The sequence below is a fragment of the Pseudomonas sp. LAIL14HWK12:I10 genome, assembly GCF_900184205.1.
GTDB classification, from domain to species: domain Bacteria; phylum Pseudomonadota; class Gammaproteobacteria; order Pseudomonadales; family Pseudomonadaceae; genus Aquipseudomonas; species Aquipseudomonas kermanshahensis.
In genome coordinates this window covers 466,137-490,755 of sequence record NZ_FXWU01000004.1, presented here as the reverse complement: position 1 = coordinate 490,755, position 24,619 = coordinate 466,137, and the positions used below count along the sequence as shown (strand labels likewise).

Sequence of the window (24,619 nt, the reverse complement as noted above, 5' to 3'; positions counted from 1 at the left end):
GTGTCATACCCGTTGCGTCGTGAAGAAGTGGTGGATGTTGCAGGCCTCAAGGCCATGCTCGAAGACAGCCCCGGCAAGGCGGCCCAGGCGATCCTGGCGGCAGCGGGGGAGGGGGTGGTCGAGGCGCAGTTGCTGCTGGGTCAGATTCTGCTCGATGGGCGCGGTATTGAGCAGGATGTAGACCTGGCCCGGCGCTGGTTCGCCATTGCCACGCAGGGAGGCAGTGTCATGGCCTGCAACATGCTGGGGCGTTGCCTGGAGCATGGCTGGGGCGGTGAAGTCAGCCTGACGCAGGCGGCCATTCACTATGCCCGGGCGGCAGACGCCGGGCTGGACTGGGGCCTTTACAATTTGGGCAACCTGCTGGCCACCGGGCGCGGGGTGCCGGCCAACCAGGCCCAGGCCTTGGTCTGTTACGAGAAGGCCGCGCAGTTGGGGCATGCCAAGTCGATGAACCTGTACGGGCGTTACCTGGAGCAGGGCATTGCCACGGCGGCAAGCCCGGCGCGGGCGGTGCGCTGGTATCGGCGTTCGGCCGAGGCGGGGGACTTTCGCGGGATGTTCAGTTTGGCGATGGTGCTGGTCGAGCGGGGGCAACTGACTGAAGCCGGGCCTTGGCTGGAGCGGGCGCGGGTTGAGGGGAATGTGAATTTCTTGCGCAGTGCGGTGGCTACATTGCGTGGGGCTGGGCCGTTGCTGGCGGGGTATGCAGCAGGGTATGCCGAGGAACTCGAACAGCGCGGGGAATGATGTCTAGACTGCTGGCCTCTTCGCGGGGCAAGCCCGCTCCCACACGTTATCTGTTGCCTGTGGCACATCAGGGTCCTGTGGGAGCGGGCTTGCCCCGCGAAGAGGCCGGCACAAGCCAGCACACATGAAAACGGGGCCTTGCGGCCCCGTTGTTCATTACAGGTAGTAGGCCTTCAGCGGCGGGAAGCCGTTGAATTCCACCGCGCTGTAGCTGGTGGTGTAGGCACCGGTCGACAGCCAGTACAGGCGGTCACCGATCGCCAGGTTCAGCGGCAGGCCGTACTTGTAGTGCTCGTACATGATGTCGGCGCTGTCGCACGTCGGGCCGGCGATGACCACTTCTTCCATCTCGCCTTTCTTCTCGGTCCAGATCGGGAACTTGATGGACTCGTCCATGGTTTCGATCAGGCCGGAGAACTTGCCCACGTCGGTGTACACCCAGCGCTCGACCGCGGTGCGCGACTTGCGCGCCACCAGCACCACTTCGCTGACCAAGATGCCGGCGTTGGCGATCAGCGAACGGCCTGGCTCGAGGATGATTTCCGGCAGGTCGTCACCGAAGTCTTCCTTCAGGAAGCGGATGATCTCTTCGGCGTAGGTTTCGAGGCTGTTGGTACGGGTGATGTAGTTGGCCGGGAAGCCGCCACCCATGTTGATCAGCTTCAGTTCGATGCCGTCTTCTTCTTTCAGGCGCTCGAAGATCACCTTGACCTTGGCGATGGCAGCGTCCCAGACGCTGATGTCGCGCTGCTGCGAGCCCACGTGGAAGGAGATGCCGTAGGGCACCAGGCCCAGGTCGCGGGCGAGGATCAGCAGGTCCATGGCCATGTCGGTCTGGCAGCCGAATTTGCGCGACAGCGGCCAGTCGGCAGTGGTCGAGCCTTCAGTGAGGATACGCACGTAAACCTTGGAGCCCGGTGCGGCCTTGGCGATGTTGCGCAGGTCGGCTTCCGAGTCGGTGGCATACAGGCGCACGCCCTTCTCGTAGAAGTAGCGGATGTCCTTGGATTTCTTGATGGTGTTGCCGTAGCTGATGCGGTCGGCGCTGACGCCACGGTCCATCACTTTGTCCAGCTCGTAGATCGAGGCGATGTCGAAGCTCGAACCTTTTTCTTTGAGCAGGTCGATGATCTCGACCGCCGGGTTGGCCTTGACCGCGTAGTAGACCTTGGCGAATTCGAAACCGGCGCGCAGGTCGTCATAGGCCTGGCTGATCATCTGGGTATCGATGAGTACGAACGGGGTTTCCTGCTTGTCGGCGAACGCCTTCATTTTCTGGAAGGTGTCACGCGCGAAATAGTCTTCGACCTGGATCGACATGCTCAGGGACTCCATGGGCAAACTGAAAAGATAAGTGGCTGCAAACTGAACGTCCTCCGTATCCCCACTTTGGTTCGCCTACTCAGTACTTGAGCCGGATGGATCGTTTCCAGCATGGACGTTCGGCGCGCACTTTAGGGCGTGAAGAATGCAAGATCAACAGGCAATCCGGGCGTGTTCGTCGCGGATCGACGACCTGCCATTTGAATAACCGACTCATGTGACCGGCAGATGTTCCCCTGGGGTTCGCAAGCGTAAAAAATTGTGGAATAGACCGTATTGTCCCTTTCGCGGGTAAACCCGCTCCCACAGGGATTACGCTATGCCTGTGGGAGCGGGTTTACCCGCGAAGGGGCCGGTGGTGTTCATATTTATGGCCACGATTTACTGGCACACCCGTCCATGAAATCCGCAAAAATTTTTTGTTACCGACTGGCGGATTTGCCGGTTTTGATGAGAAACATTACTATTCGCACCCTTGTCTGCCTCCCTGACGACCCCCACCGTGTCCGCACACAAAGGCTTCCTCGACCACTACCATGAGCTGATCGGCACCTGGACGCGCAAGCTGCGCAGTCGCCAGCAGGCCGAGGACCTCACGCACGATGCCTTCGTCAGGGTTCTGGAGAACCCCCGCGAGCAGGTCGAGCAGCCACGCGCTTACCTGCACCAGACGGCGCGCAACATTGCCGTGGATGGTTTTCGCCGCGAGGACCGGCGCCAGGCGCTGGAAGTGTTCGATGAAACCAGCACAAGCAGCAGCGGCGACCCCGAAGCCTACGTGCACGCCCTGGAGCTGGCCGACAGCGTCGAACGGGCGCTGGCCGAATTGCCCCTCAACTGCCGTCGGGTGTTCATCTGGCAGAAGCTCGAAGGCCTGACCCAGGCCGAGATCGCCCAGCGCATGGGCTTGAGCAAGAACATGGTCGAAAAGTATATGATCCGCACGCTCCGACACCTGCGTGAACACCTGGATGTGTCGGGATGATGAGTCAGGAGACCTCGATGAAACAGCACGGCACCGACACCGTCCGCGAGCAGGCGGCCGAATGGTTCGCCCGCGTGCAGGACGCGCCGCGGGATGCCGAGCTGCAGGCGCGCTTACACACCTGGCTGGCAGCGGACCCGCGCCATCGCGATGAATTCGAGCAGCTTGCCAGCCTGTGGCGCGCCGCCGACTTCATTCCACGCCAGCGCCTCGAGGCGCTGTGCCAACCAGAGCCCGTGCATCAACTGCCACGCCGGCGCCTGGTACGCCAGGCATTGGCGGCCGGGGTGGCGGTGGTTGCCCTGGGGGTGGCCTGGAGTGGCTGGCAGTACCAACGCCTCAACCACCAGGGCCAGCTGCAGACCGCCTTTGCCGAACGTCGGCAGGTCGAGTTGCCGGATGGGTCGCAACTGACGCTGAACGGCGGCACGCAACTGCAGGTCGATTTCAGCGCCGGGCGTCGGCACATCCAGCTGAATGCCGGCGAAGCCATGTTCATCGTGGCACACGACAGCAGCCGGCCGTTTGTGGTCGATACCGCCCAAGGCAGCGTGACCGTCACCGGCACCCGCTTCGATGTGCGCCTGGACCCGGCCGCCACCCGCGTGGCGGTGGAGCAGGGTTCGGTGCGTGTGCAGGGCAAGGATGCCTCGCAGGCGCAACTGACGGCCGGCCTGGGCGCGCATATAGATGCACAAGGCAAGGTGACGCCTCCCTTCGCGGTCAATGCCGCCGCGCTTACCGCCTGGCGCCAGGGCAAGCTGGTGTTCGACAACGCCACCCTGGCCGAGGTGGTGGCCGAAGTGTCGCGCTACCGCACTGAGCCGCTGCGCGTTGCCCCCGGCAAGGTGGCGCAGTTGCGCCTGTCCAGCACCTTCAGCAGCGACGACACCGATGCCTTGCTGCGCGCCTTGCCGAGCATTCTGCCGGTGGCCATCAAAGCCCATGAAGACGGTTCTCGCGAAATAATCGCGAAATAGATTCAGGTTTTTTTCAGCCCGTTCGTCTTCCTCGCCAGCTGCAACTGCCAAGCATTTCCATTTGCATGCGGTTGGCGTTTATCCCGAACTTCAGGATGTCTTGACGACGTGAACAACAACAAGCCTTTCCCACGCGTGCGCGCCCTGGCGCTGGCCCTTGCGGTCAGTGCCGTGGCCGTCAACAGCCAGGCCGAGCAGGCCGACACTGCCATTCAGATCCAGGCGCAACCGCTGGCTTCGGCGCTAAGCCAGTTGGGCCAGCAAACCAACCTGCAGCTGTTCTACAGCCCGGAACTCGTGGCCGGTAAACAGGCCCCGGCAGTGTCCGGCAACCTGGCGCCGGTGCAGGCGCTGCAACAGTTGCTGCAAGGCAGCGGGCTGACGTTCGAGGTGTCGCAGGACACCGTGGTGGTCAAGCCACTGCCCACCACGCTCGACCTGGGCAGCGGTAGCCTGGAGCTGGCGCCCACCGACATCAAGGTTGTCGGCGACTGGTTGGGCGATGCTGACCAGGCCGTGGTCCAGAACCACCCAGGCGCGCGCACCGTGGTGCGGCGTGAGGCTATGGTGGAGAAGGGCGCGATGAACGTGCGCGACGTGCTGCGCGGGATCCCCGGCGTACAGGTGCAGGACTCCAACGGCACCGGTGGCAGCGACCTGTCCCTGAACGTTGGCGTGCGCGGCCTGACCTCGCGTTTGTCACCACGCTCGACCGTGTTGATCGATGGCATCCCGGCTGCCTTCGCCCCCTATGGCCAGCCGCAGTTGTCGATGGCGCCGATCTCTTCGGGCAACCTCGACAGCATCGACGTGGTGCGCGGTGCCGGCTCTGTGCGCTATGGCCCGCAGAACGTCGGTGGGGTGATCAACTTCGTCACCCGGGCAATCCCGGAGCAGGCCTCGGCGCAACTTTCCACCACCCTGGAAACCTCGCAGCACGGCGGCTGGAAGCACACCGAATCGGCCTTCGTCGGCGGCACCGCCGACAACGGCATGGGCGTTGCGCTGTTGTACACCGGGGTGAACGGCAACGGCTACCGCGAGAGCAACAACGGCAACGACATCGACGACGTCATCCTCAAGACCCACTGGGCGCCGACCGACGTCGACGAGTTCTGGCTCAACTTCCACTACTACGATGGCCGTGCCGACATGCCCGGTGGCTTGACCCAAGCTCAGTACGACAGCAACCCGTACCAGTCGCTGCGTGACTACGACTACTTTGCCGGCCGGCGCAAAGACGTGTCGTTCAAGTGGCAGCGCCAGCTCGACGACGCCACCCAGTTCGAAGTGCTGACCTACTACACCGACAGTTTTCGCGGCAGTGCCATCGCCTCGCGTGACATGAAGACCCTGTCCTCGTACCCACGCAACTACCACACCTTCGCCATCGAGCCGCGGGTGTCGCGGATCTTCTTCGCCGGCCCGACCACCCAGGAAGTCAGTGTTGGCTATCGCTACCTGAAAGAAGCCATGCGCGAGCAGTCGACCCGCCTGGCGCTGATCGACAACGTACCGACGTCGACCCCGACCTCCGATGGCCACGTGTTCCAGGACCGCAGCGGCGGCACCGAAGCCAGCGCCTACTACATCGATGACAAGATCGACGTCGGCAACTGGACCATCACCCCGGGCGTGCGTTTCGAGCACATCAACACCGACTGGCGCGACCGCCCGGTGCTGGACGCCAACAACCGCCCGGTGGCGGAGAAAAAGCGCAGCATCACCAGCAACGAGCCGCTGCCGGCGCTGAGTGTGATGTACCACCTCTCCGATGCCTGGAAGGTGTTCGCCAACTACGAGACCTCGTTCGGCAGCCTGCAGTACTTCCAGCTGGGCCAAGGCGGCACCGGCAACAGCACGGCCAATGGCCTGGAGCCGGAAAAGGCCAAGACCTACGAGGTGGGTACGCGTTATGACAATGGCGGCTTCGCTGGTGAGCTGACAGCGTTCTACATCGACTTCGATGACGAGCTGCAGTACATCAGCAACGATGTCGGCTGGACCAACCTGGGCGCCACCAAGCACCAAGGGATCGAGGCGTCGGTGCGCTATGACCTGGCCGGGCTGGATGCACGGCTGGAGGGGCTGTCGGTCAATGGCGGCTATACCTATACCCGCGCGACTTACGAGGGGGAGATTCCTGGCTTCAAGGGCCGTGATCTGCCGTTCTATTCACGCCAGGTGGCCACTGCCGGCGTGCGTTACGCGGTCAACCACTGGACCTGGAACCTGGACGCCTACGCCCAATCCAAGCAGCGCGCGCCGGGTACCGGTATCAATGCCGATGGCAGCTTCAATGGCGACTACATCACCGAGCCGAGCGCCGATGGGCAGTATGGCGACATTCCGGGCTACGTGACCTGGCATGCCCGCGGTGGGTACGACTTCGGGCCGAAGCTGTCCAACCTGACGCTGGCGGCGGGGGTGAAAAACCTGTTCGACAAGCAGTACTTCACCCGCTCCAGCGATAACAATGCGGGGATTTATGTGGGTGAGCCGCGGACGTTCTATGTGCAGGCCAGTGTAGGGTTCTGATGTAGCGTCGCCTGCTTCGCGGGTAAACCCGCTCCCACAGGAATTACGCAGGACCTGTGGGAGCGGGTTTACCCGCGAAGAGGCCAACTCATTTCTTCAGGAGACCACCGCCTCAGCCGGCGACACGATCGAAGTCTTCGCCCCCCGCGAACGCCCCGAGCTCAAGTAAGCCGCAATCGACTCCTGCGTCACCTCGCCCAAAAACACCTGCTCGGCATCCAGCACCGGCAACCACGCCCGATTGAACTCGTACATCCGCGACAGCAGGATGCGCAAGTGCTCATCGTGCGACGCCGTGGCGTTGAATTGGCGCAGGAAGTCGCCACAGGTCCCTTGCTGGCGGTGCATGTCGCGCCGGCGCACATAGCCCATCGCCTTGTTCTGCGCATCGGTCACTACCACATAGCGGCGGTCGTGCTCGTCCAGCAGCTCCAGCGCATCGCTCACTGGCGTCTCCGGGCTTACCGACGGTGCGTTGTCTGCCGCATCCTCGGCGCGCACCAGCAACAGGCGTTTCAATGTGCTGTCCTGGCCGACGAAGTTGCTGACAAAATCATCCACCGGGTGCGCCAGCAGGGTGTCCGGGTGGTCCAGCTGCAACAGCTTGCCGGCACGGAAGATGGCGATCTTGTCGCCCAGCTTGATCGCTTCGTCGATGTCGTGGCTGACCATGATCACGGTCTTGTTCAGCGCCCGCTGCATCTCGAAGAACTCGTTCTGGATCATCTCGCGGTTGATCGGGTCGACCGCGCCGAACGGCTCGTCCATCAACAACACCGGGGCCTCGGCCGCCAGGGCGCGGATCACGCCAATACGCTGCTGCTGGCCGCCGGACAGCTCGCGTGGGTAGCGCTGCAGGTACTGCTTGGGTTCGAGCTTGATCATGTGCATCAGCTCGCGGGCGCGGTCGTGGCACTTCTGCTTGTCCCAACCCAGCAGGCGCGGGACCACGGTGATGTTCTCTTCGATGGTCATGTTGGGGAACAGGCCGATCTGCTGGATCACGTAGCCGATGCGCCGGCGCAGGGTCACTTCGTCCAGCGCGCTGGTGTCTTCGCCATTGATGAACACTTGGCCCGAGGTGGGCGTGATCAGGCGGTTGATCATCTTCAGCGTGGTGCTCTTGCCGCAGCCCGAGGGGCCGAGGAATACGCAGATTTCGCCCTCGTTGACGGTGAGGTTGACCGCGTCGACGGCTTTGACGTCCTTGCCGTTGACGTTGAAGGTTTTGCTGAGGTTCTTGAGTTCGATCATGAGCGCAGTCCTTCTGGAGTCAGGGCACGTTGCAGGGTTTGCAGCAGCAGGTCGGCGATGATCGCCAGCAGGCTGACCAATACGGCGCCGACCAGCAGCATCGACATGTCGCTGCGGCTGATGGAGGTGAGGATGAGCACGCCCAGGCCGCCAGCACCGATGGTCGCGGCAATGGTCATCACGCCGATGTTCATCACCACGGCGGTGCGTACGCCGGCCAGGATCACCGGCACCGCGATGGGCAGCTCGACCATGCGCAAGCGCTGGCCGAAGGTCATGCCGATGCCGCGCGCGGCTTCACGGATGCCGGGCTCGACGTTGGTCAGCGCCAGGTAGGTGTTGCGCAGAATCGGCAGCAGTGAATAAAGGAACACGGCGGTGATCGCCGGCAGCGGGCCGAGGCCCTGGCCGAACTTGGAGTAGAACGGCAGCAGCAGGCCGAACAGGGCGATCGAGGGGATGGTCAGCAGCACCGTGGCACTGGCTTGCAGGGGGCCGGCGACGGCCGGGAAGCGAGTCATCAGGATGCCCAGTGGCACGCCGACGAGGATGGCCAGGCTGACGGCAATGCCGACCAACATGATGTGCTGCCAGGTCAATTGCAGGACCTGGGCCCAATCGAGGTGGGCGAAGGTGTCGAGCAGGCTCATGGCTGTACCTCCTTCAAGGGGTGTTCACGCAGGAAGGCTGCGGCCACGGCGGTCGGGTTCTGGTGTTCGACGTCGACCTTGGCGTTGAGCTGACGCATGGTGTCGTCGTCGAGCTGCTCGGCCAGCGGTTTGAGCAAGGCGGCCAGTTGCGGGTTGGCGTCGAGCACGGCTTTGCGCACGACAGGCGCGGCGGTGTAGTCAGGGAAGTAGTGCTTGTCGTCTTCGAGCAACTTCAGGTCGAACGCGTTCAGGCGCCCGTCGGTGGTGTAGACCAGCCCGGCGAACACCTGGTTGTTGTGCATGGCGGTGTAAACCAGCCCCGCGTCCATCTGGCGGATGTTGGCCCTGCCGACTTGCAGGTCGTACATGGCTTTGAGGCCGATCAGGCCGTCCGGGCGATTGGCGAACTCGGTGTCCAGGGCTACCAGGTGGTTGCGTTTGCTTTCGTCACGTAGCACCTGGTTGAGGTCGCTGATCGTATTCACCTGCGGGTAGGCCTCGGCGACCTCTTTAGGCAGGCCAAGGGCATAGGTGTTGCTGAATTTCGACGGGGTCAGCCAGATCAGGTCTTTTTTCGCATCAAGCGCCTTGACCTTGGCGTAAGTGGCTTCGGCGTTTGGCATGCGTTCATCGATGTGGTTGTACGACACCAACGACACACCGGTGTACTCCCACATCAGGTCGAGCTGGCCGGTTTCCTGCGCCTGGCGTGCAATGCTGCTGCCAAGGCCGGTGGTCACGCGCACATCGAAGCCGTTGGCGCGCAGGTATTGGGCGGTGATTTCGGCAAGCACGGTCTGTTCGGTGAACACCCGCGCACCGATACGCACCAGCGGTTTGTCCGCTGCCTGGGCAACACCTGCAAACAGCAGGGCTGCGCCGAGCAGCAAGGCGATTCTCTTCTTCATACGTTCCCTCGTCTTATTGGGCCAGGCCACGTTCCAGCCAGCGCTTGCTGGAGAAGCTCACCAGGGCGTCGAGCAGCAATGCCAGCAGCGCCGTACATGCGGCGCCCAGCAGCAGCTGCGGCTGGTTGTTCAGGGCAATGCCAGGGAAAATCAGGCTGCCCAGGCTATTGGCGCCAATCAGGAATGCCAGGGGTGCGGTGCCCACGTTCAGCGCCAGGGCTACACGCACACCGCCGACGATGATTGGCACGGCATTGGGCAGTTCCACCTGCCACAGTTGCTGGCGCGGGGTCATGCCGATGCCGGTGGCGGCTTCTTTGAGCGAGGCGGGGACGTTTTTCAGGCCTTCGTAAGTGTTGCGCACGATGGGCAGGAGGGAGGCGAGGAACAGCGCGAAGATCGCGGGCCCGGCGCCGATGCCCAGGATACTGAGCGCGATGGCCAGAACGGCCAGCGGGGGGATGGTGTTGCCAACGTTGAAGAACTGCATGAAGCGCTCGGCTTTGTCGACCCGGTGCGGTCGACTAAGCGCAATGCCAGCGGGGATGCCCACGGCCAACGCCGCCGCCATCGAAGCCAGCACCAGTATCAGGTGCGCTTGCAGGTAGAACCCAAGATCGTCGCGGTAACGCGCGATCGTGTCGATGCCGATCCAGTGGATCAGCAGGGCCAGGATGACGAGCACGGTGGCGCATCCCAACAGCCCTTTTCCGTAGCGTGTAGCCACAGGCGGACTCCTTGTGTTGTCGGCGAGCACACTCTTTTTTTGGCCGGCCATACCTGGCAGCGAGTGGTGTGTTCGCGAGTAGCAGCGTGAAGCAACCGAAGGCTGCGATCAGGCCATGAGCCGAACCCCGTCGGGCCCGAAAAAGCTGATGAAACCAGTCCCCAACCGAAGCGGGTTGCAGGGGAGTGGACGTCTCCGAGGGCGTAAAGGTTCCCATCTGAGGCGGCATTTGGCCAGTGTTAATCACTGGTGGATATGAAATATGGCGAGAAAAAACAGCGACTTAACGCGCTGAAGGCGTTGAAATAACTGGCCTGTAGCCTTTTGTCGTGATAAAGCGTGTGCCTTCTGAATTTGTATTGGCTGTGCCGGCCTATTCGCGGGTAAACCCGCTCCCACAGGGTTGAGCCTTGTACGGTCCCTGTGGGAGCGGGTTTACCCGCGAATAGGCCGGCACAGGCACCACTCATTCCTCCAGTTTTGGTCCAGGCCCAACTTCAGGTATGATATCGCCCCTTTTTGAATCCCCCAGTCAGGCGATTTCCCATGACCAACCAGGCCGCCGAAGTCGCGAAGCGCCGCACTTTCGCCATTATTTCCCACCCCGACGCCGGTAAGACCACCATCACCGAGAAGCTCCTGCTGATGGGCAAGGCCATTGCCGTCGCCGGTACCGTGAAGTCGCGCAAGTCCGACCGCCACGCCACCTCCGACTGGATGGAAATGGAGAAGCAGCGCGGCATCTCGATCACCACCTCGGTGATGCAGTTCCCGTACCGCGAGCACATGATCAACCTGCTCGACACCCCCGGCCACGAAGACTTCTCGGAAGACACCTACCGCACCCTGACCGCAGTGGACTCGGCGCTGATGGTGCTCGACGGCGGTAAAGGTGTAGAGCCGCGGACCATCGCCCTGATGGACGTCTGCCGCCTGCGCGACACGCCCATCGTCAGCTTCATCAACAAACTCGACCGTGACATCCGCGACCCGATCGAACTGCTCGACGAGATCGAAGCCGTTCTGAAGATCAAGGCCGCGCCGATCACCTGGCCGATCGGCTGCTACCGCGATTTCAAGGGCGTGTACCACCTGGCCGGCGACTACATCATCGTCTACACCCCGGGCCACGGCCATGAGCGTACCGAGGTCAAGATCATCGAGAAGCTCGATTCCGATGAAGCCCGTGCGCACCTGGGTGACGAATATGATCGCTTCCTCGAGCAGCTTGAGCTGGTTCAGGGCGCTTGCCATGAATTCGACCAGGACGAGTTCATCAATGGCCAGCTGACGCCGGTGTTCTTCGGTACCGCACTGGGCAACTTCGGTGTCGACCATGTGCTCGACGCCGTTGTCGACTGGGCGCCGCGCCCGCTGGCCCGTGTGGCCCACGAGCGTACCGTGGAGCCGGTGGAAGAGAAGTTCACAGGCTTCGTGTTCAAGATCCAGGCGAACATGGACCCGAAACACCGCGACCGTATCGCTTTCATGCGCATCTGCTCGGGCAAGTACGAGAAGGGCATGAAAATGCGCCACGTGCGTACCGGCAAGGACCTGCGCATCGGTGACGCGCTGACCTTCTTCTCTTCCGAGCGCGAGCAGTTGGAAGAAGCCTTTGCTGGCGACATCATCGGCCTGCACAACCATGGCACCATCCAGATCGGCGACACCTTCACCGAAGGCGAGGCGCTGGGCTTCACCGGTATTCCGCACTTCGCTCCAGAGCTGTTCCGCCGTGTGCGCCTGAAAGACCCGCTCAAATCCAAGCAGTTGCGTCAGGGCCTGCAGCAATTGGCCGAAGAGGGCGCGACCCAGGTGTTCTTCCCCGAGCGCAGCAACGACATCATCCTCGGTGCGGTCGGTGTGCTGCAGTTCGACGTGGTCGCCAGCCGCCTGAAGGAAGAGTACAAGGTCGAGTGCGCCTACGAGCCGATCACTGTGTGGTCCGCGCGCTGGATCAGCTGTGACGACAAGAAGAAGCTCGAGGAATTCCAGACCAAGGCCATGGAGAACCTGGCCATCGACGGTGGCGGTCACCTGACCTACCTGGCGCCGACCCGGGTCAACCTGTCGCTGATGGAAGAGCGCTGGCCGGACGTCAAGTTCCGCGCTACCCGCGAACACCACTGATTTCGAGAGCTTGCTAACTGACCCTGTGGGAGCGGGTTTACCCGCGAATGCGATGTTGAAGTCACCGACGCATTCGCGGGTGAATCGCAGCGGCGAACCGCCGCTCCCACAGTGACCACGTTACGGCCGCATTCAGTTGCCTGCCTTGATACTGGTCCAGATTCGCGTCCGGATGCGGTCGATCTTGGCCGGCATCGCCTCCAGCGCATACAGTTTGCCCATCAGCTCGTCGCTGGGGTAAATCATCGTATTGCCCTTCATCGCCGGGTCCACCAGCCCGTCGGCTTTGAGGTTGCCGTTTGCGTACTGCACATGGTTGCTGATGTTGGCCATCACGTCTGGCTGCAACAAGTAATTCATGTAGGCATACCCAGCCTTCTCATCCGGTGCATCGGCTGGCATGGCGACCATGTCGAACCACATTGGCGCACCTTCCTTCGGGATTGAATACCCCACCTTCACACCATTGTTCGCTTCATCCGCACGGTTTTTCGCCTGCAGCACGTCACCCGAGAAGCCCACCACCACGCAGATATCGCCATTCGCCAGGTCGCCCGTGTATTTGGAAGAATGGAAGTAGCTGATGTACGGCCGCACCTTCATCAACAGGTCCTTGGCCTTCTCGTAGTCCTTCGGATCCTGGCTGTGATGCGCCAAGCCCAGGTAGTGAAGGGCGATTGGCAGCAGCTCGGGGCCGTTGTCCAGCACCGCGACACCACAGCTTTTCAGCTTGCTCATGTACTCAGGCTTAAAGATCAGGTCCCACGAGTCCACTGGCGCGTTTTCGCCAAGTACCGCCTTGACCTTGTCGATGTTATAGCCAATACCGGTACTGCCCCACAGGTACGGAAAACCGTACTGGTTGCCCGGGTCATTGACCTCAAGCGCCTTGAGCAGTACCGGGTTGAGGTTGTGCCAGTTGGGCAACTGCGACTTGTCCAGCGGCTTCAAGGCCTTGCCCTGGATCTGCCTGGCCATGAAGTGGTTGGAGGGGAACACCACGTCGTAGCCGGAGTTGCCGGTCATCAACTTGCCGTCGAGGGTTTCGTTGCTGTCGTACACGTCGTAGGTCGGCACGATGCCCGTGGCTTGCTGGAAGTTTTTCAGGGTGTCAGGGGCAACGTAGCTGGACCAGTTGTAGATTTTCACCGTGTCGGCGGCGCTGGCCACGCTGGCGGCCAGCATCAGGGGTGCGAGAAGGAAGGTGCGCATGTCGGGTTTACCTTGCTTTGTCTGTTGTTATCGAAGGCAGGCGATCAGCGGATCAGAAAATCAGAACGTAGGTCTTGCGCACGGTTTCCTGAATGTCCCAGGTGCCCGTGCTGTTGGCCGGTAGCATCAGTGCGTCTCCGGCTTCTATGGAGAGGGTCTCGCCACCGTCGGGGGTGAAGGTGCAGCGGCCCTTGATGAAGTGGCAGAACTCCTGTTGCACGATCTGCCGCCGCCAGCGCCCCGGGGTGCACTCCCAGATGCCGGTTTCGACGCCATCGCTGCGTTCCACGCAGGTGACCGAGGTGACCGCGACGGGGTCGCCGAGCGGGACTGCTACGGGGTTGGAGCTGTCGAGGACGGCGCTGTCGGTGTGTTTGAACTGGGTGATGCTCATGACCGGTGGATCCTGTGTAGGTGAAAGGGAAGTCACTGCATGAAGCCTTCCATGAAGTCTGCGAGCGAGCTGGCCAGGCGCCGCCTCCAAGGCGCGCTGGCGGGGTTGGCGAGGGTTCGGTCCTCGTGCACGAAGCTTTGGATGATCGCGTTGTAGCCCAGCCAGCGGCAGGGCTCGGCCGGCCAGGTGGCCAGGCTCGACAGCGGACGGTTGTCGAGCACCCAGGGTTGTGCGGTCAGTGCGTTGTGCTGGTTGAGGATCAGCGCAGCCAGGGTGCGCCCGCCGAGGTTGGTGGCACCGACGCCTTCGCCGCCATAGCCACCGGCCAGGGCAAGACCGCGTTGGCGGTCGCACAGCATGTGCGGGCGGAAGCGCCGGGCCATGCCCAGGTTGCCGCCCCAGGAATGGGTGATGCGCACATGCTTGAGCTGGGGGAACAGCTCGCTGAATAGGTAGCGGCGCAGGTCAACTTCGGCATCGCTCAGGGTGAAGTCTTCGCGTAGCCGGCCACCGAAGCGGTAACCGCCGCGGGCGCCGAACACCAGGCGATTGTCGGCCGTGCGCTGGCCATAGGTGACCTGGCGGCTGCTTTCGCTGAACGCCTGGCCCTGGCTCAGGCCGATCTGTTCCCAGGTCGACTCCGGCAGTGGCTCGGTGGCCACCAGCAGGCTCTGCACTGGCAGTTGATGCTTGCCCAGCGGTGGCAGGCTGGCGGCGTAACCTTCCACAGCGGGCACCGTCCACTGGCAGCGGATGCGTGCCAGCGGGGTACGCACTTCACCCGGCTGCCAGTCGATGGCAGGGGTGTTCTCGTAAATCGGCACGCCGAGGTTTTCTACCGCCCGGGCCAGGCTGCGCGCCAGCTTGGCCGGCTGGATCGTTGCGGTGTGCGGGCTGTAGATCGCACCGTAGGCGTTACTGACCCGCAACTGGGCGTCCAGCTGCTCGGGGCGCAGCCAGCGGTAGTCATCTTCTGTCATGCCCTGGCGATAGAGGTCGTCCAGGTAGGCGCGCAGGCTGCGCTCCTGCTCTGGGTAGCGGGCAGCGCAATACAGCACGCCGCCCTTGCGGTAATCGCAGTCGATGGCTTCGCGTTGCAGCACGGCGTGCACTTCATCGGGAATGCCGTGCAGCAGGTCGATGCTGGCGCGGCGTTGTTGCGGCGACAGGCTGGCCAGCAGGCGGTCCTCGCCGAGCAGGTTGCCCATCAGCCAGCCGCCATTGCGCCCCGATGCGCCGAAGCCGGCGATGTTGGCCTCGATCACCGCGATGTTCAGCTGTGGCGCCTGGCGCTTGAGGTAGTACGCGGTCCACAGGCCGGTATAACCGGCGCCGATGATGCACACGTCAACGTCGAGGTCATCGCGCAGTGCCGGGCGCGCGCACAGCGGCTCGTCGAGCTGGTCCATCCACAGGCTGAGCGTGCGCAGGGGTTGCATCGGGTTCGGCTCCACATCGGTCAAGGTCTGTGGGCGATCCTAGTGCTGTCAGCCAGCGGCTGTCTTACGTGCGTGCACGCAGAGAAATTTGCTTGAGGTAAGCCTTGGGCGTGAGTCCGGTGTTTTCCCGGAAGCACTTGTAGAACGCCGACAGCGAATTGAAGCCCGCGCTGAATGCCAGGTCGTCGATCGGAGCATGGGCAGTATTGTCGTCCAGGCTGGCCATCAGGTGCTGCAGGCGCGCCTGGTTGACGTAGCGGTAGAAGCTTTGGCCCAGCACCTGGTTGAGCAGGTAGGAGATCTGGTTGCGGCTGTAGCCACTGGCATCGGCGACCTGTTGCAGGTCCAGTTCCGGGTCGAGGTAGGGGCGTTGACGCTGAAAGTAGTGCTCAAGGTCCTGGGCCATGGTCGACAGCTGGCGCGGCGAAAGCCCGAGGCGGCTGGTGGCCGGTCGCGGGCCGGCGTTGGTCAGGCCCTTACCCTGTTGTCGCACCAGCGTGGCGTATTCGTTGACCCGCCAGATCAGGCCATCCTTGACGGTGATGGCCTCGCTGGACTGGAACGCGACCAGGCCTTCGCCGCCTTGCACGGTGACTTGATACTGGATGAAAGCTGTGCAGCCATCGACGCGGATGCGGTCGCTGTGGATGATATCTTCACCCGCCTCACGTGGCAGGCTGGCGCGCACGTAGTCGCGCAGGTCGTTGAAGCCGAGCACGCGGTTCTGGAAGAAGTCGTGGTACCGCACGTCTGGGTGATACAGCGCAATGACGCCGTCGAGGTCGCGGTGCTTCCAGCACAGGTGATAGCGCATCACAGTTTCGGCGGTGATGGGCGTCTGTTCGGGGCCGTCGGCAGGGGGGGTAGAACGCATTGGTAAATAGTGCCGGGGGCAGTGGCGGTAGGCAAGCCAGTGGGCGCGGCCAGAAGACATTGCATAAACCCTGAGCCTGTACGAGCAAACCGGGTGTTTTGCACGACTCCAGGAAACGTGTTTGAGCTAACCCGTTGATTCGCTTGAAAGTCATTTTTTGACACATGTGGCACGGCCTCTGCACCGATCATCACGCGACTGGTCCCGATGCTCACAATAAAGGCGAAAAACCATGATCCCCTCTGCCGAATATCCGTATGTCGATTCCCAGAATCGTTCAGGCGTGTCCTGGGCGGCCATCTTCGCGGGTGCCGCTGCTGCTGCCGCGCTGTCTTTGATCCTTGTGGTGCTCGGTGCGGGGCTTGGCTTTGCCGCCACTTCGCCCTGGGCAGATGAAGGTGCCAGTGCCCAGACCTTGGGCGTGTCGGCGATTATTTGGTTGTTGTTGACGCAGATTCTCGCTTCAGGCCTGGGCGGCTATATCGCCGGCCGGCTGCGGGTGAAGTGGGCCAATCTGCATGGCGATGAAGTGTATTTCCGCGACACGGCCCATGGCTTCCTCGCCTGGGCAGTGGCCACGCTGGTTGCGGCCATGCTGATCGTTGGCACCGTCGGTGGTTTGGCCGGTGCGGGCGTGCAGGCCGGGGCGACGGCGGTTGGGGCGGCTGCGAGCATGGCGCCCAAGCCTGATGCCAATGGTTACTTCGTCGACAGCCTGTTCCGTAGCGATGGCCCAGCAGCGGTCAGCGACGATGCTGCCAACGGCGTAGCGGCGCGCATCCTGGCCAAGTCCATCGCGCAGGGTGGCACGCTGGCTGAAGGTGACCGCGCGTATCTCGCGCAATTGGTGGCCCAGCGTACCCGCTTGAGCCAGGCGGAAGCCGAAGCACGGGTGGATGAAGTGTACGCCCAAGTGCAGCAGGCCAAGGTGCAGGCAAAACAGGCGGCTGATACGGCGGCCAAAGTGGCGGCCTGGACGGCGCTGTGGACCTTTGTTGCGCTGCTCTGCGGTGCGTTCTTTGCCAGCCTGGCTGCGTTGTTCGGTGGCCGTCAGCGTGATCGCGTGCTGTGGCTGGAAGGGGAAGGCGTGGGCTACACGACCCATCGAAGCATTCAACGTTAAGGAAGGAGAAACAACATGCGCTCATTACTGCTGTGGATGCTTGGGGTACCGATTCCGGTGATCATCCTGATCGCGATATTCATGCATTGAGAACGTGGGGCCGCTTTGCGGCCCATCGCCGGCAAGCCGGCTCCCACAGATACGGCGCAGGTTTGAAGCCTGCGCCGTACTTGTGGGAGCCGGCTTGCCGGCGATGAATGTCACACCGAACTAGAGAAATTGCTCGGCATAATGACAGGCGACCTGCCGGGTCCCAACCTGCCGAAACGCAGGCACTTCCTTCCCACACCGCTCCGTCGCATACGGGCAACGCTTGTGAAACGCACAGCCATCCGGCGGGTTCAACGGGTTGGGTAATTCCCCGGCAATGCGAATCTTGGGTTTCAACGGGTCTGGATGAATCGCCGGTGTTGCCGACAGCAATGCCTGGGTATAAGGGTGCAGCGGCTTCTCGTAGATATCCGCTTTCGGCCCCATCTCCGCCGGCCGCCCCAGGTACATCACCAACACCTGATCCGCCACATGCCGCACCACCGCCAGGTTGTGCGAGATGAATACGTAAGCGGTGTTGAATTCCTTCTGCAGGTCCATGAACAGGTTCAGCACCTGTGCCTGGATCGACACGTCGAGTGCAGAGGTTGGCTCGTCCGCCACCAGCACCTTGGGCTGCAGCATCATGGCCCGGGCCAGGGCGATACGTTGGCGCTGCCCCCCCGAGAACATGTGCGGGTAGCGCTGGTAGTGCTCGGGTCGCAGGCCGACCTGCTCCATCATCTTCTGCACTTTCTCGCGCCGCTCGGCTTTGCTCAGCGAGGTGTTGATCAGCAAAGGCTCGGCCAATTGGTCGCCGATCTTCTGGCGCGGATTCAGCGAGGCATACGGGCTTTGGAAGACCATCTGCACATCGCGGCGCAATTGCTTGCGCTCGGCCTTGCTGGCGCCTGTGACCTCGGTGCCGGCGATCTGTAACGAGCCGGAGGAGGGCTCTTCGATCAAGGTCAGGGCGCGGGCCAGGGTCGATTTGCCACAGCCGGATTCACCGACCACAGCCAGGGTCTTGCCGGCCTCCAGTTCGAACGATACGCCATTGAGCGCACGCACCAGGGCGTGGCCCTTGAACAGGCCGCGGGACACTTCGTAGTGGCGAGTCAACTCGCGGGCAGTAAGTACGACGGCCATCACGCCACCTCCTGGTTCAGCGGGTAGAAGCAACGCACCAGGCTGTGTGCCTGGGGGGCGAGGGGCGGACGCTGTTGCCGGCAGTTGTCCTGCACGTACGGGCAGCGCGGCGACAGCAGGCAACCTTGCGGCCGGTCGTAACGGCCAGGGACGATGCCGGGCAGGGTGGCCAGGCGCTCGGCGCCCAGGCTGTGCTCGGGGATCGCCGCCAGCAGGGCTTCGCTGTAGGGGTGGGCGGGGACGTCGAACAGCTCGGGCACCTGGCCCACTTCTACCGCTTGCCCGGCGTACATCACACACACGCGCCGGGCGGTTTCAGCCACCACGGCCAGGTCATGGGTAATGAGAATGAGCGCCATGTTGCGCTCTTTCTGCAGGTTGACCAGCAGCTCCATGATCTGCGCCTGGATGGTCACATCGAGGGCGGTGGTAGGTTCGTCGGCGATCAGCAGCTTGGGTTCGCCGGCAATCGCCATGGCGATCGCCACGCGCTGGCTCATGCCGCCAGACAGCTGGTGCGGATACGCGTCCAGGCGGCTTTCCGCGGCCGGGATCTCGACTTTTTTCAACAGTTCCAGGGCCCGCTGGCGCGCAGCCTTGCCCTTCAGGCCCAGGTGCTGGCGCAGCACTTCTTCGATCTGATAGCCCACGGTGAAGCTCGGGTTGAGCGCGGTCATCGGGTCCTGGAAGACCATGGCGATGTCCTTGCCCACCACCTTGCGCCGCTGGCGGCCGCTGAGCTTGAGCATGTCGGTGCCGTTGAACGTCATGGTATCGGCGGTGATGCGCCCGGGGGCGTCGATCAGGCCCATCAGGGCCATCATGGTGACGGATTTGCCCGAGCCGGACTCGCCGACGATGGCCAGGATCTCACCGGCATCCACGGCCAGGTCCAGGCCATCCACCACCGGTACTGCATGGGCGTCGCCGAAGCGCACATTGAGGTTGTTGATCTGCAACAGTGACATGGCGTTCTCCTCAGGCGGCGTTCTTGAGTTTCGGGTCCAGCGCATCGCGCAGTCCGTCGCCCATCAGGTTGATTGCCAGCACGCTGAGCAGAATGGTCACCCCCGGCAGGCTCACCACCCACCAGGCCCGCTCGATGTAGTCGCGGGCCGAAGCCAGCATGGTGCCCCACTCGGGGGTGGGCGGTTGCACGCCCAGGCCGAGGAAGCCTAGGGCCGCGGCGTCGAGGATCGCCGAGGAGAAACTCAAGGTAGCCTGCACGATCAACGGCGCCATGCAGTTGGGCAGCACGGTGACGAACATCAGCCGCGGCAAGCTGGCACCGGCCAGGCGGGCGGCGGTGACGTAGTCGCGGTTGAGTTCGCCCATTACCGCGGCGCGGGTCAGGCGCACATAGGCAGGCAGCGAGACAATGGCGATGGCGATCACGGTGTTGATCAGGCCAGGGCCGAGGATGGCGACGATGGCCACGGCCAGCAGCAGCGAGGGCAGGGCCAGCATCACGTCCATCAGGCGCATGATCGAGGGGCCGAGGAAGTGCGGGAAGAAGCCGGCCAGCAGGCCCAGCAGAATCCCTGGGATCAGCGACATCACCACCGACGACAGGCCGATCAGCAATGACAGCCGGGCGCCCTGGATCAAGCGCGACAGCAGGTCGCGGCCCAGTTCGTCGGTGCCGAGGATGAACTGCCAGGTACCGCCTTCGAGCCACACCGGCGGGGTCAGCAGGAAGTCGCGGTACTGCTCGCTCGGGTCATGCGGGGCGACCCAAGGGGCGAACAGGGCGCAGAACACCACCAGGCACATGAAGGCCAGGCCCATCACCGCGCCTTTGTTGCGCGAGAAGGCGTGCCAGAATTCCTTGTACGGCGAGGGGTAGAGCAGGCTTTGGTCCACCGGGCTGGCCGGTGCGACGGATTTTGCAATCGGGCTAGTCATGGCGAAGGCCTCAGCGCTGATGACGGATGCGTGGGTTGGCCAGGCCGTAGAGGATGTCCACGACGAAGTTGACCAGAATCACCAGGCAGGCGATCAACAGGATGCCGTTCTGGACCACGGGGTAGTCACGGGCACCGATGGCTTCGATCAGCCATTTGCCGATGCCCGGCCAGGAAAAGATGGTTTCGGTGAGCACGGCGCCGGCCAGCAGTGTGCCGACTTGCAGGCCGAACACGGTGAGCACCGGGATCAGCGCGTTACGCAGGCCGTGCACGAACACCACGCGGGCGGGCGACAGGCCCTTGGCGCGGGCAGTGCGGATGTAGTCTTCGCGCAGTACTTCGAGCATGGACGAGCGGGTCATGCGGGCGATCACCGCCAGCGGAATGGTGCCCAGTACGATGGCCGGCAGGATCAGGTGCATCACCGCATCCTTGAACGCGCCTTCTTCGTCACTGAGCAGGGTGTCGATCAGCATGAAACCGGTTTTCGGCTCGATGTCGTAGAGCAGGTCGATGCGCCCGGACACCGGCGTCCAGCCCAGGCTGACCGAGAAGAACATGATCAGGATCAGGCCCCACCAGAAAATCGGCATGGAGTAGCCAGCGAGCGAGATGCCCATCACCCCGTGATCGAACAGCGAGCCCCGCTTCAGTGCCGCGATCACCCCGGCCAGCAGGCCGACGATGCCGGCGAACAGCAGGGCGGCGAAGGCCAGCTCCAAGGTGGCGGGGAACAGGGTGAGGAATTCGGTCCACACGCTCTCGCGGGTACGCAGCGATTCGCCCAGGTCACCCTGGGCGAGCTTGCCCACATAGTCCAGGTACTGGACCGGCAGTGGCTTGTTCAGGCCCAGGCGCTCCATGGCCTGGGCGTGCATTTCGGGGTCGACCCTGCGCTCGCCCATCATCACTTCCACCGGGTCGCCGGGGATCAGGCGTATGAGCGCGAAGGTGAGCAAGGTGATACCGAAGAAGGTCGGGATCAGCAGGCCCAGGCGCCGGGCAATAAAACTCAACATTGTCGGGGTTACCTCTTCAGGCCAGGCGGCAGTCAGCACGCCACGGCAGTGCCGCCGGTCCCCGTGTGGGCTGCCGGCGGTCGTTGTTTTTCTACTTCACCCGGGTGGTGGCGAAGTTGTTGTTGGTCAGAGGGTTGATCACGTAACCCTCCACGTTGTCACGCATGGCGGTAAACACCTTCGGGTGGGCCATGTTGATCCAGGGCTGGTCGTCATCGTACACCTTCAATGCCTCGCTATAGAGCCTTGCACGCGCGTCGTTATCGATCACCTCGCGAGCTTGGGTGATCAACGCTTGGAATTTCGAGTTGCACCAGCGCGCGTAGTTCTCGCCATTTTTCGCCGCCTCGCAACTGAGCAGCGGGGTGAGGAAATTGTCTGGGTCGCCGTTGTCGCTGGCCCAGCCGGTGGACACCAGGTCGGCTTCGCCTTTTTTTGCCCGGCGCAGCATCTCGGCCCACTCCATGACGCGGATGTCGAGCTTGATGCCGACCTTGGCCAGGTCTGATTGCAACATCTCGGCCGACAGCCGCGGGTTGGGGTTGGTCGGGCCGCCGCCGTTGCGGGTGAACAGGGTGATGACCGTACCTTCCGGCACACCGGCCTCCTTGAGCAGCGCACGTGCCTTGTCGAGGTCGCGGGGCGGGTTTTTGTTGTCGTGGTTGAAGCCGATCATTGACGGCGGGTAAGGGTTGATAGCGACCAGGGCGTTGCCTTTGCCGAACAGCTGATCGACGTGGGTCTGGCGGTCGAAGGCCATGTCGATGGCTTTGCGCACCCGCACATCGCTGAGGTATTTGTGCTCGGTGTTCATGGCGATGTAGCCGGTAACCAGTGCTTCGGTGTTGGCGATCTTGAGCTTAGGGTCAGCCTTGATCGACGGCACGTCCTCGGGCTTGGGGTATAGCGCTACCTGGCATTCGTTGGCGCGTAGCTTCTGCAGGCGGACGTTGCTGTCGCTGGCGATGGCAAAGACCAGGGCATCGGCCGGTGGCTTGCCACGGAAGTAGTCTGGGTTGGCCTTGTAGCGGACCTGGGCGTCCTTGCTGTAGCGCTGGAAGATGAACGGGCCGGTGCCGATCGGCTTGCTGTTGAGGTCGCCTGTCTTGCCGGCCTTCAGCAACTGGTCGCCGTATTCGGCGGAGTAGATCGAGGTGAAACCCATGGCCATGTCACGTAGAAACGGTGCTTCCGGGCGGGTGAGGGTGATCACCACGGTGTGGTCGTCAGTCTTGTCCACCGACTTGAGCAATTTGCCAAAGGCCATGCTTTCGAAATACGGGTAGCCGACGCTGGTCTTGTCGTGCCAGGGGTGTTGTGGGTCCAGTTGGCGGCGCAGGCTCCACAGCACGTCGTCGGCATTGAAGTCGCGGGTGGGCGTGAAGTAGTCGGTGGTGTGGAACTTCACCCCCTGGCGCAGGTGGAAGGTGTACGTCAGGCCATCAGCGGAGATGTCCCAGCGTTCCGCCAGTGCCGGCTGGATGTCGGTCGTCCCGGGGGTGAAATCGACCAGGCGGTTGAACAGGGTTTCGGACGAGGCATCGAACGTCACGGCCGTGGTGTACTGGACGACATCGAAGCCCTCGGGGCTGGCTTCGGTACACACCACCAGCGGCTTGGCCGCAAGCGGCGCGGCGCTGCCCAGGATGAGCGCTGCCAGGGCAGCGCGGAGCGGTAGCGATTTCATGAATACTCCCTGCAAGCTTTGATTCCAGCGTAGCCGCCACGGCCTGTTTTTTTCAGTGGGCGAAGCAGGCCGTGGCGTCATGGGTCAGAGGATGTTGAACGGAATGGTGGTCACCACGCGGAACTCGTCCAGGCTGCCATCGGCCTGAGCTTTGCTGGCGCGGTGTGCGGTGTAGGTGGCGCGGATGCTGGTGTCTTTCAGCGGGCCGCTCTGCACCGCGTAGCTGGTGCCGATGCCCCACTCGTAGTGGGTCTCGCCGTCCATCCCCTTCACGTCATAGGCGGTGCCGCGGTAGTGGGTGCCGTCGATGCCCCAGCCGCGGGCGTTGTACAGGTTGAACTTCAGGCCCGGCACGCCGTAGGGCGCCATGTTCAGCACATAGGAAATCTGCAGGGATTTCTCGTTGGGGCCGTTGAAGTCCGAGAGCAGCGAGTTGGCCAGGTAGATGCCGTTGGTTTCGTGCAGGTAGTCGAAGTACTCGTTGCCGTTGACCTGCTGCCAGGCTGCCGAAAGGGTGTGGGCCTGGTGGGTCAGGCCAAGCGATAGGCTGTAGGTGTCGTTGTCGATCTCACCCATCTTCTTGCTGCCTTCGTCCACGGTCTTGTAGTAGTTCAGACCGGTGCTCAGGCTGAGTACGGCGCTGTCACCCAGCACGTGGTTGGCGCCGAAGTAGTACTGGTTCCAGAAGTCGTCGACCTTGGTGGCGTACAGGCTGGTGGTCAGGCTCTTGAACGGCTGGTAGTTGACCCCGGTGGTGCTGGCGCGGTCGGTCTCGACGCCAGCGGCGCCGTACTCGCTGCGGAACTTGCTGAGGCTTTGCTCGGTGCGCGGCGAGACGCGGTCGAAGGTGCCCAGGTCGAACGAGAGGTTGTCGAATTCGGCACTGTGCAGAAAGGCACCTTGGAAGCTCGAAGGCAGGGCGCGGTTGCCGATGTAAGCGATCATCGGCGTGTCCACCGACTGGCGGCCGACGGTGAGTGTGGTGTTGGACACACGGGCTTTGATGTTGCCCAGGCCCAGTTTGCTCCACTGGCCAATGGGGTCGCCGTCGCTGTGGGTCAGCGTCCGGTTGTTGGGGCCGGCGATGGCCTCGCGGTCCTGTAGCAGGGCAACGGCGTTGTAGCCGGCCGCTTCAACGGCAAAGCCCACGGTGCCTTGGGTAAAGCCCGAGCTGTAGTTGAGGATGGTGCCTTGCAGCCAGTTCTCGCGGCTGTGGGTGTCGTGGCGGGTGCCGTCGCTTTTGTAGTACTTCCACAGCGGCCCGCGGGCGGCGCGCTCGCGGGCGTACCAGTTGCGGGTAGAGCCAGACAGGCTCTGGCCGTCGATGAAGCCAGTGGCTTGTTCCTGTTCGCTGCCGGTCTTGAGGGTGAGCGGGACGTAGTCCTGGCTCTGAGGGTCGGCTTCGACCACGGAGCAAAAGCTGCCGATGGTTAAGGCCAGTGCGGTTGAGGTGAATATTCTCAAGGTGAAAGCTCCCTTTCCTTTTTCTAGTTATTACCGGCCTTGTGAGCCGGATTTTTTGCTGCGGTGTTGCCAGGTT

The 24,619-nt window shown here is 62.8% G+C and carries 21 protein-coding genes; 6 read left to right on the top strand and 15 right to left on the bottom strand.

Features of this window, described 5'->3' with window-relative positions; all coding sequences use genetic code 11:
- Positions 1 to 750, top strand: coding sequence for a tetratricopeptide repeat protein (locus QOS90_RS12405; RefSeq protein ID WP_027595560.1), 750 nt, complete (start codon positions 1 to 3; stop codon positions 748 to 750).
- 156 nt (positions 751 to 906) lie between these two features.
- On the opposite strand, the gene QOS90_RS12400 is transcribed toward QOS90_RS12405, so the two are convergent.
- The gene (locus QOS90_RS12400; RefSeq protein WP_027595561.1) at positions 907 to 2,070 is read right to left on the bottom strand and encodes a type III PLP-dependent enzyme; all 1,164 of its coding nucleotides are present in this window, start codon (positions 2,068 to 2,070) and stop codon (positions 907 to 909) included.
- Positions 2,071 to 2,575: 505 nt separating this feature from the next.
- Here QOS90_RS12400 and QOS90_RS12395 point away from each other — a divergent pair.
- From QOS90_RS12395 to QOS90_RS12385, 3 genes are all read left to right on the top strand, one after another.
- A complete protein-coding gene (locus QOS90_RS12395) occupies positions 2,576 to 3,058 on the top strand; it encodes a sigma-70 family RNA polymerase sigma factor (RefSeq protein ID WP_085272642.1) in 483 nt (160 codons plus the stop codon).
- Positions 3,059 to 3,075: 17 nt separating this feature from the next.
- The gene (locus QOS90_RS12390; RefSeq protein ID WP_085272643.1) at positions 3,076 to 4,038 is read left to right on the top strand and encodes a FecR family protein; all 963 of its coding nucleotides are present in this window, start codon (positions 3,076 to 3,078) and stop codon (positions 4,036 to 4,038) included.
- Between the two features lie 108 nt (positions 4,039 to 4,146).
- The gene (locus QOS90_RS12385; RefSeq protein WP_085272644.1) at positions 4,147 to 6,576 is read left to right on the top strand and encodes a TonB-dependent siderophore receptor; all 2,430 of its coding nucleotides are present in this window, start codon (positions 4,147 to 4,149) and stop codon (positions 6,574 to 6,576) included.
- Between the two features lie 96 nt (positions 6,577 to 6,672).
- Here QOS90_RS12385 and QOS90_RS12380 read toward each other — a convergent pair whose 3' ends face one another.
- The 4 genes from QOS90_RS12380 to QOS90_RS12365 are packed head-to-tail and all read right to left on the bottom strand — an operon-like array spanning position 6,673 to position 10,115.
- Positions 6,673 to 7,830, bottom strand: coding sequence for an osmoprotectant ABC transporter ATP-binding protein OsmV (locus tag QOS90_RS12380; protein ID WP_027595565.1), 1,158 nt, complete (start codon positions 7,828 to 7,830; stop codon positions 6,673 to 6,675).
- Positions 7,827 to 8,480, bottom strand: coding sequence for an ABC transporter permease (locus QOS90_RS12375; RefSeq protein ID WP_008090677.1), 654 nt, complete (start codon positions 8,478 to 8,480; stop codon positions 7,827 to 7,829). Before QOS90_RS12375 ends, QOS90_RS12380 begins: the two co-directional genes overlap by 4 nt.
- Positions 8,477 to 9,388, bottom strand: coding sequence for a glycine betaine ABC transporter substrate-binding protein (locus QOS90_RS12370; protein ID WP_085272645.1), 912 nt, complete (start codon positions 9,386 to 9,388; stop codon positions 8,477 to 8,479). The genes QOS90_RS12375 and QOS90_RS12370 overlap by 4 nt, the downstream gene beginning before the upstream one ends.
- 13 nt (positions 9,389 to 9,401) lie before the next feature.
- Positions 9,402 to 10,115, bottom strand: coding sequence for an ABC transporter permease (locus QOS90_RS12365; protein WP_027595567.1), 714 nt, complete (start codon positions 10,113 to 10,115; stop codon positions 9,402 to 9,404).
- A 546-nt stretch (positions 10,116 to 10,661) separates the two neighbouring features.
- On the opposite strand from QOS90_RS12365, the gene QOS90_RS12360 reads away from it, so the two are divergent.
- Entirely contained in the window at positions 10,662 to 12,245 is a 1,584-nt protein-coding gene (locus tag QOS90_RS12360; protein WP_027595568.1) for a peptide chain release factor 3, read from the top strand.
- Positions 12,246 to 12,377: 132 nt separating this feature from the next.
- Here the strand turns inward: QOS90_RS12360 and QOS90_RS12355 are convergent, their stop codons facing one another.
- From QOS90_RS12355 to QOS90_RS12340, 4 genes are all read right to left on the bottom strand, one after another.
- The gene (locus tag QOS90_RS12355) at positions 12,378 to 13,457 is read right to left on the bottom strand and encodes a polyamine ABC transporter substrate-binding protein (protein WP_085272646.1); all 1,080 of its coding nucleotides are present in this window, start codon (positions 13,455 to 13,457) and stop codon (positions 12,378 to 12,380) included.
- 52 nt (positions 13,458 to 13,509) lie between these two features.
- On the bottom strand, positions 13,510 to 13,851 hold the full coding sequence (locus QOS90_RS12350; RefSeq protein ID WP_085272647.1) for a cupin domain-containing protein: 342 nt from the start codon (positions 13,849 to 13,851) through the stop codon (positions 13,510 to 13,512).
- Positions 13,852 to 13,883: 32 nt separating this feature from the next.
- A complete protein-coding gene (locus QOS90_RS12345; RefSeq protein WP_027595569.1) occupies positions 13,884 to 15,290 on the bottom strand; it encodes an NAD(P)/FAD-dependent oxidoreductase in 1,407 nt (468 codons plus the stop codon).
- A 64-nt stretch (positions 15,291 to 15,354) separates the two neighbouring features.
- A complete protein-coding gene (locus tag QOS90_RS12340; protein ID WP_085272648.1) occupies positions 15,355 to 16,164 on the bottom strand; it encodes an AraC family transcriptional regulator in 810 nt (269 codons plus the stop codon).
- 232 nt (positions 16,165 to 16,396) lie between these two features.
- Here QOS90_RS12340 and QOS90_RS12335 point away from each other — a divergent pair, with 232 nt between their 5' ends.
- Entirely contained in the window at positions 16,397 to 17,287 is an 891-nt protein-coding gene (locus QOS90_RS12335; protein ID WP_027595571.1) for a hypothetical protein, read from the top strand.
- 210 nt (positions 17,288 to 17,497) lie between these two features.
- On the opposite strand, the gene QOS90_RS12330 is transcribed toward QOS90_RS12335, so the two are convergent.
- From QOS90_RS12330 to QOS90_RS12305, 6 genes are all read right to left on the bottom strand, one after another.
- Positions 17,498 to 18,466 (bottom strand): peptide ABC transporter ATP-binding protein, encoded by a 969-nt coding sequence (locus QOS90_RS12330; RefSeq protein WP_027595572.1) that lies wholly within the window; start codon positions 18,464 to 18,466, stop codon positions 17,498 to 17,500.
- Positions 18,466 to 19,434, bottom strand: a complete 969-nt coding sequence (locus QOS90_RS12325; RefSeq protein ID WP_027595573.1) for an ABC transporter ATP-binding protein — start codon at positions 19,432 to 19,434, stop codon at positions 18,466 to 18,468. Before QOS90_RS12325 ends, QOS90_RS12330 begins: the two co-directional genes overlap by 1 nt.
- 10 nt (positions 19,435 to 19,444) lie before the next feature.
- A complete protein-coding gene (locus QOS90_RS12320; protein WP_027595574.1) occupies positions 19,445 to 20,371 on the bottom strand; it encodes an ABC transporter permease subunit in 927 nt (308 codons plus the stop codon).
- Positions 20,372 to 20,381: 10 nt separating this feature from the next.
- The gene (locus QOS90_RS12315; protein WP_016485006.1) at positions 20,382 to 21,392 is read right to left on the bottom strand and encodes an ABC transporter permease subunit; all 1,011 of its coding nucleotides are present in this window, start codon (positions 21,390 to 21,392) and stop codon (positions 20,382 to 20,384) included.
- 91 nt (positions 21,393 to 21,483) lie between these two features.
- Complete coding sequence (locus tag QOS90_RS12310) at positions 21,484 to 23,079, bottom strand: ABC transporter substrate-binding protein (protein WP_085272649.1); 1,596 nt, start codon at positions 23,077 to 23,079, stop codon at positions 21,484 to 21,486.
- Between the two features lie 84 nt (positions 23,080 to 23,163).
- Positions 23,164 to 24,543, bottom strand: coding sequence for an OprD family porin (locus QOS90_RS12305; protein ID WP_085272650.1), 1,380 nt, complete (start codon positions 24,541 to 24,543; stop codon positions 23,164 to 23,166).
- Between the last annotated feature and the right edge of the window lie 76 nt (positions 24,544 to 24,619).

Excerpts from the sequence above, each read along its gene's own strand:
- QOS90_RS12400 (WP_027595561.1), bottom strand. The coding sequence starts at position 2,070 with ATGTCGATCCAGGTCGAAGACTATTTCGCGCGTGACACCTTCCAGAAA.
- QOS90_RS12390 (WP_085272643.1), top strand. The coding sequence starts at position 3,076 with ATGAAACAGCACGGCACCGACACCGTCCGCGAGCAGGCGGCCGAATGG.
- QOS90_RS12380 (WP_027595565.1), bottom strand. The coding sequence starts at position 7,830 with ATGATCGAACTCAAGAACCTCAGCAAAACCTTCAACGTCAACGGCAAG.
- QOS90_RS12375 (WP_008090677.1), bottom strand. The coding sequence starts at position 8,480 with ATGAGCCTGCTCGACACCTTCGCCCACCTCGATTGGGCCCAGGTCCTG.
- QOS90_RS12370 (WP_085272645.1), bottom strand. The coding sequence starts at position 9,388 with ATGAAGAAGAGAATCGCCTTGCTGCTCGGCGCAGCCCTGCTGTTTGCA.
- QOS90_RS12360 (WP_027595568.1), top strand. The coding sequence starts at position 10,662 with ATGACCAACCAGGCCGCCGAAGTCGCGAAGCGCCGCACTTTCGCCATT.
- QOS90_RS12355 (WP_085272646.1), bottom strand. The coding sequence starts at position 13,457 with ATGCGCACCTTCCTTCTCGCACCCCTGATGCTGGCCGCCAGCGTGGCC.
- QOS90_RS12350 (WP_085272647.1), bottom strand. The coding sequence starts at position 13,851 with ATGAGCATCACCCAGTTCAAACACACCGACAGCGCCGTCCTCGACAGC.
- QOS90_RS12345 (WP_027595569.1), bottom strand. The coding sequence starts at position 15,290 with ATGCAACCCCTGCGCACGCTCAGCCTGTGGATGGACCAGCTCGACGAG.
- QOS90_RS12340 (WP_085272648.1), bottom strand. The coding sequence starts at position 16,164 with ATGCGTTCTACCCCCCCTGCCGACGGCCCCGAACAGACGCCCATCACC.
- QOS90_RS12335 (WP_027595571.1), top strand. The coding sequence starts at position 16,397 with ATGATCCCCTCTGCCGAATATCCGTATGTCGATTCCCAGAATCGTTCA.
- QOS90_RS12330 (WP_027595572.1), bottom strand. The coding sequence starts at position 18,466 with ATGGCCGTCGTACTTACTGCCCGCGAGTTGACTCGCCACTACGAAGTG.
- QOS90_RS12325 (WP_027595573.1), bottom strand. The coding sequence starts at position 19,434 with ATGTCACTGTTGCAGATCAACAACCTCAATGTGCGCTTCGGCGACGCC.
- QOS90_RS12320 (WP_027595574.1), bottom strand. The coding sequence starts at position 20,371 with ATGACTAGCCCGATTGCAAAATCCGTCGCACCGGCCAGCCCGGTGGAC.
- QOS90_RS12315 (WP_016485006.1), bottom strand. The coding sequence starts at position 21,392 with ATGTTGAGTTTTATTGCCCGGCGCCTGGGCCTGCTGATCCCGACCTTC.
- QOS90_RS12310 (WP_085272649.1), bottom strand. The coding sequence starts at position 23,079 with ATGAAATCGCTACCGCTCCGCGCTGCCCTGGCAGCGCTCATCCTGGGC.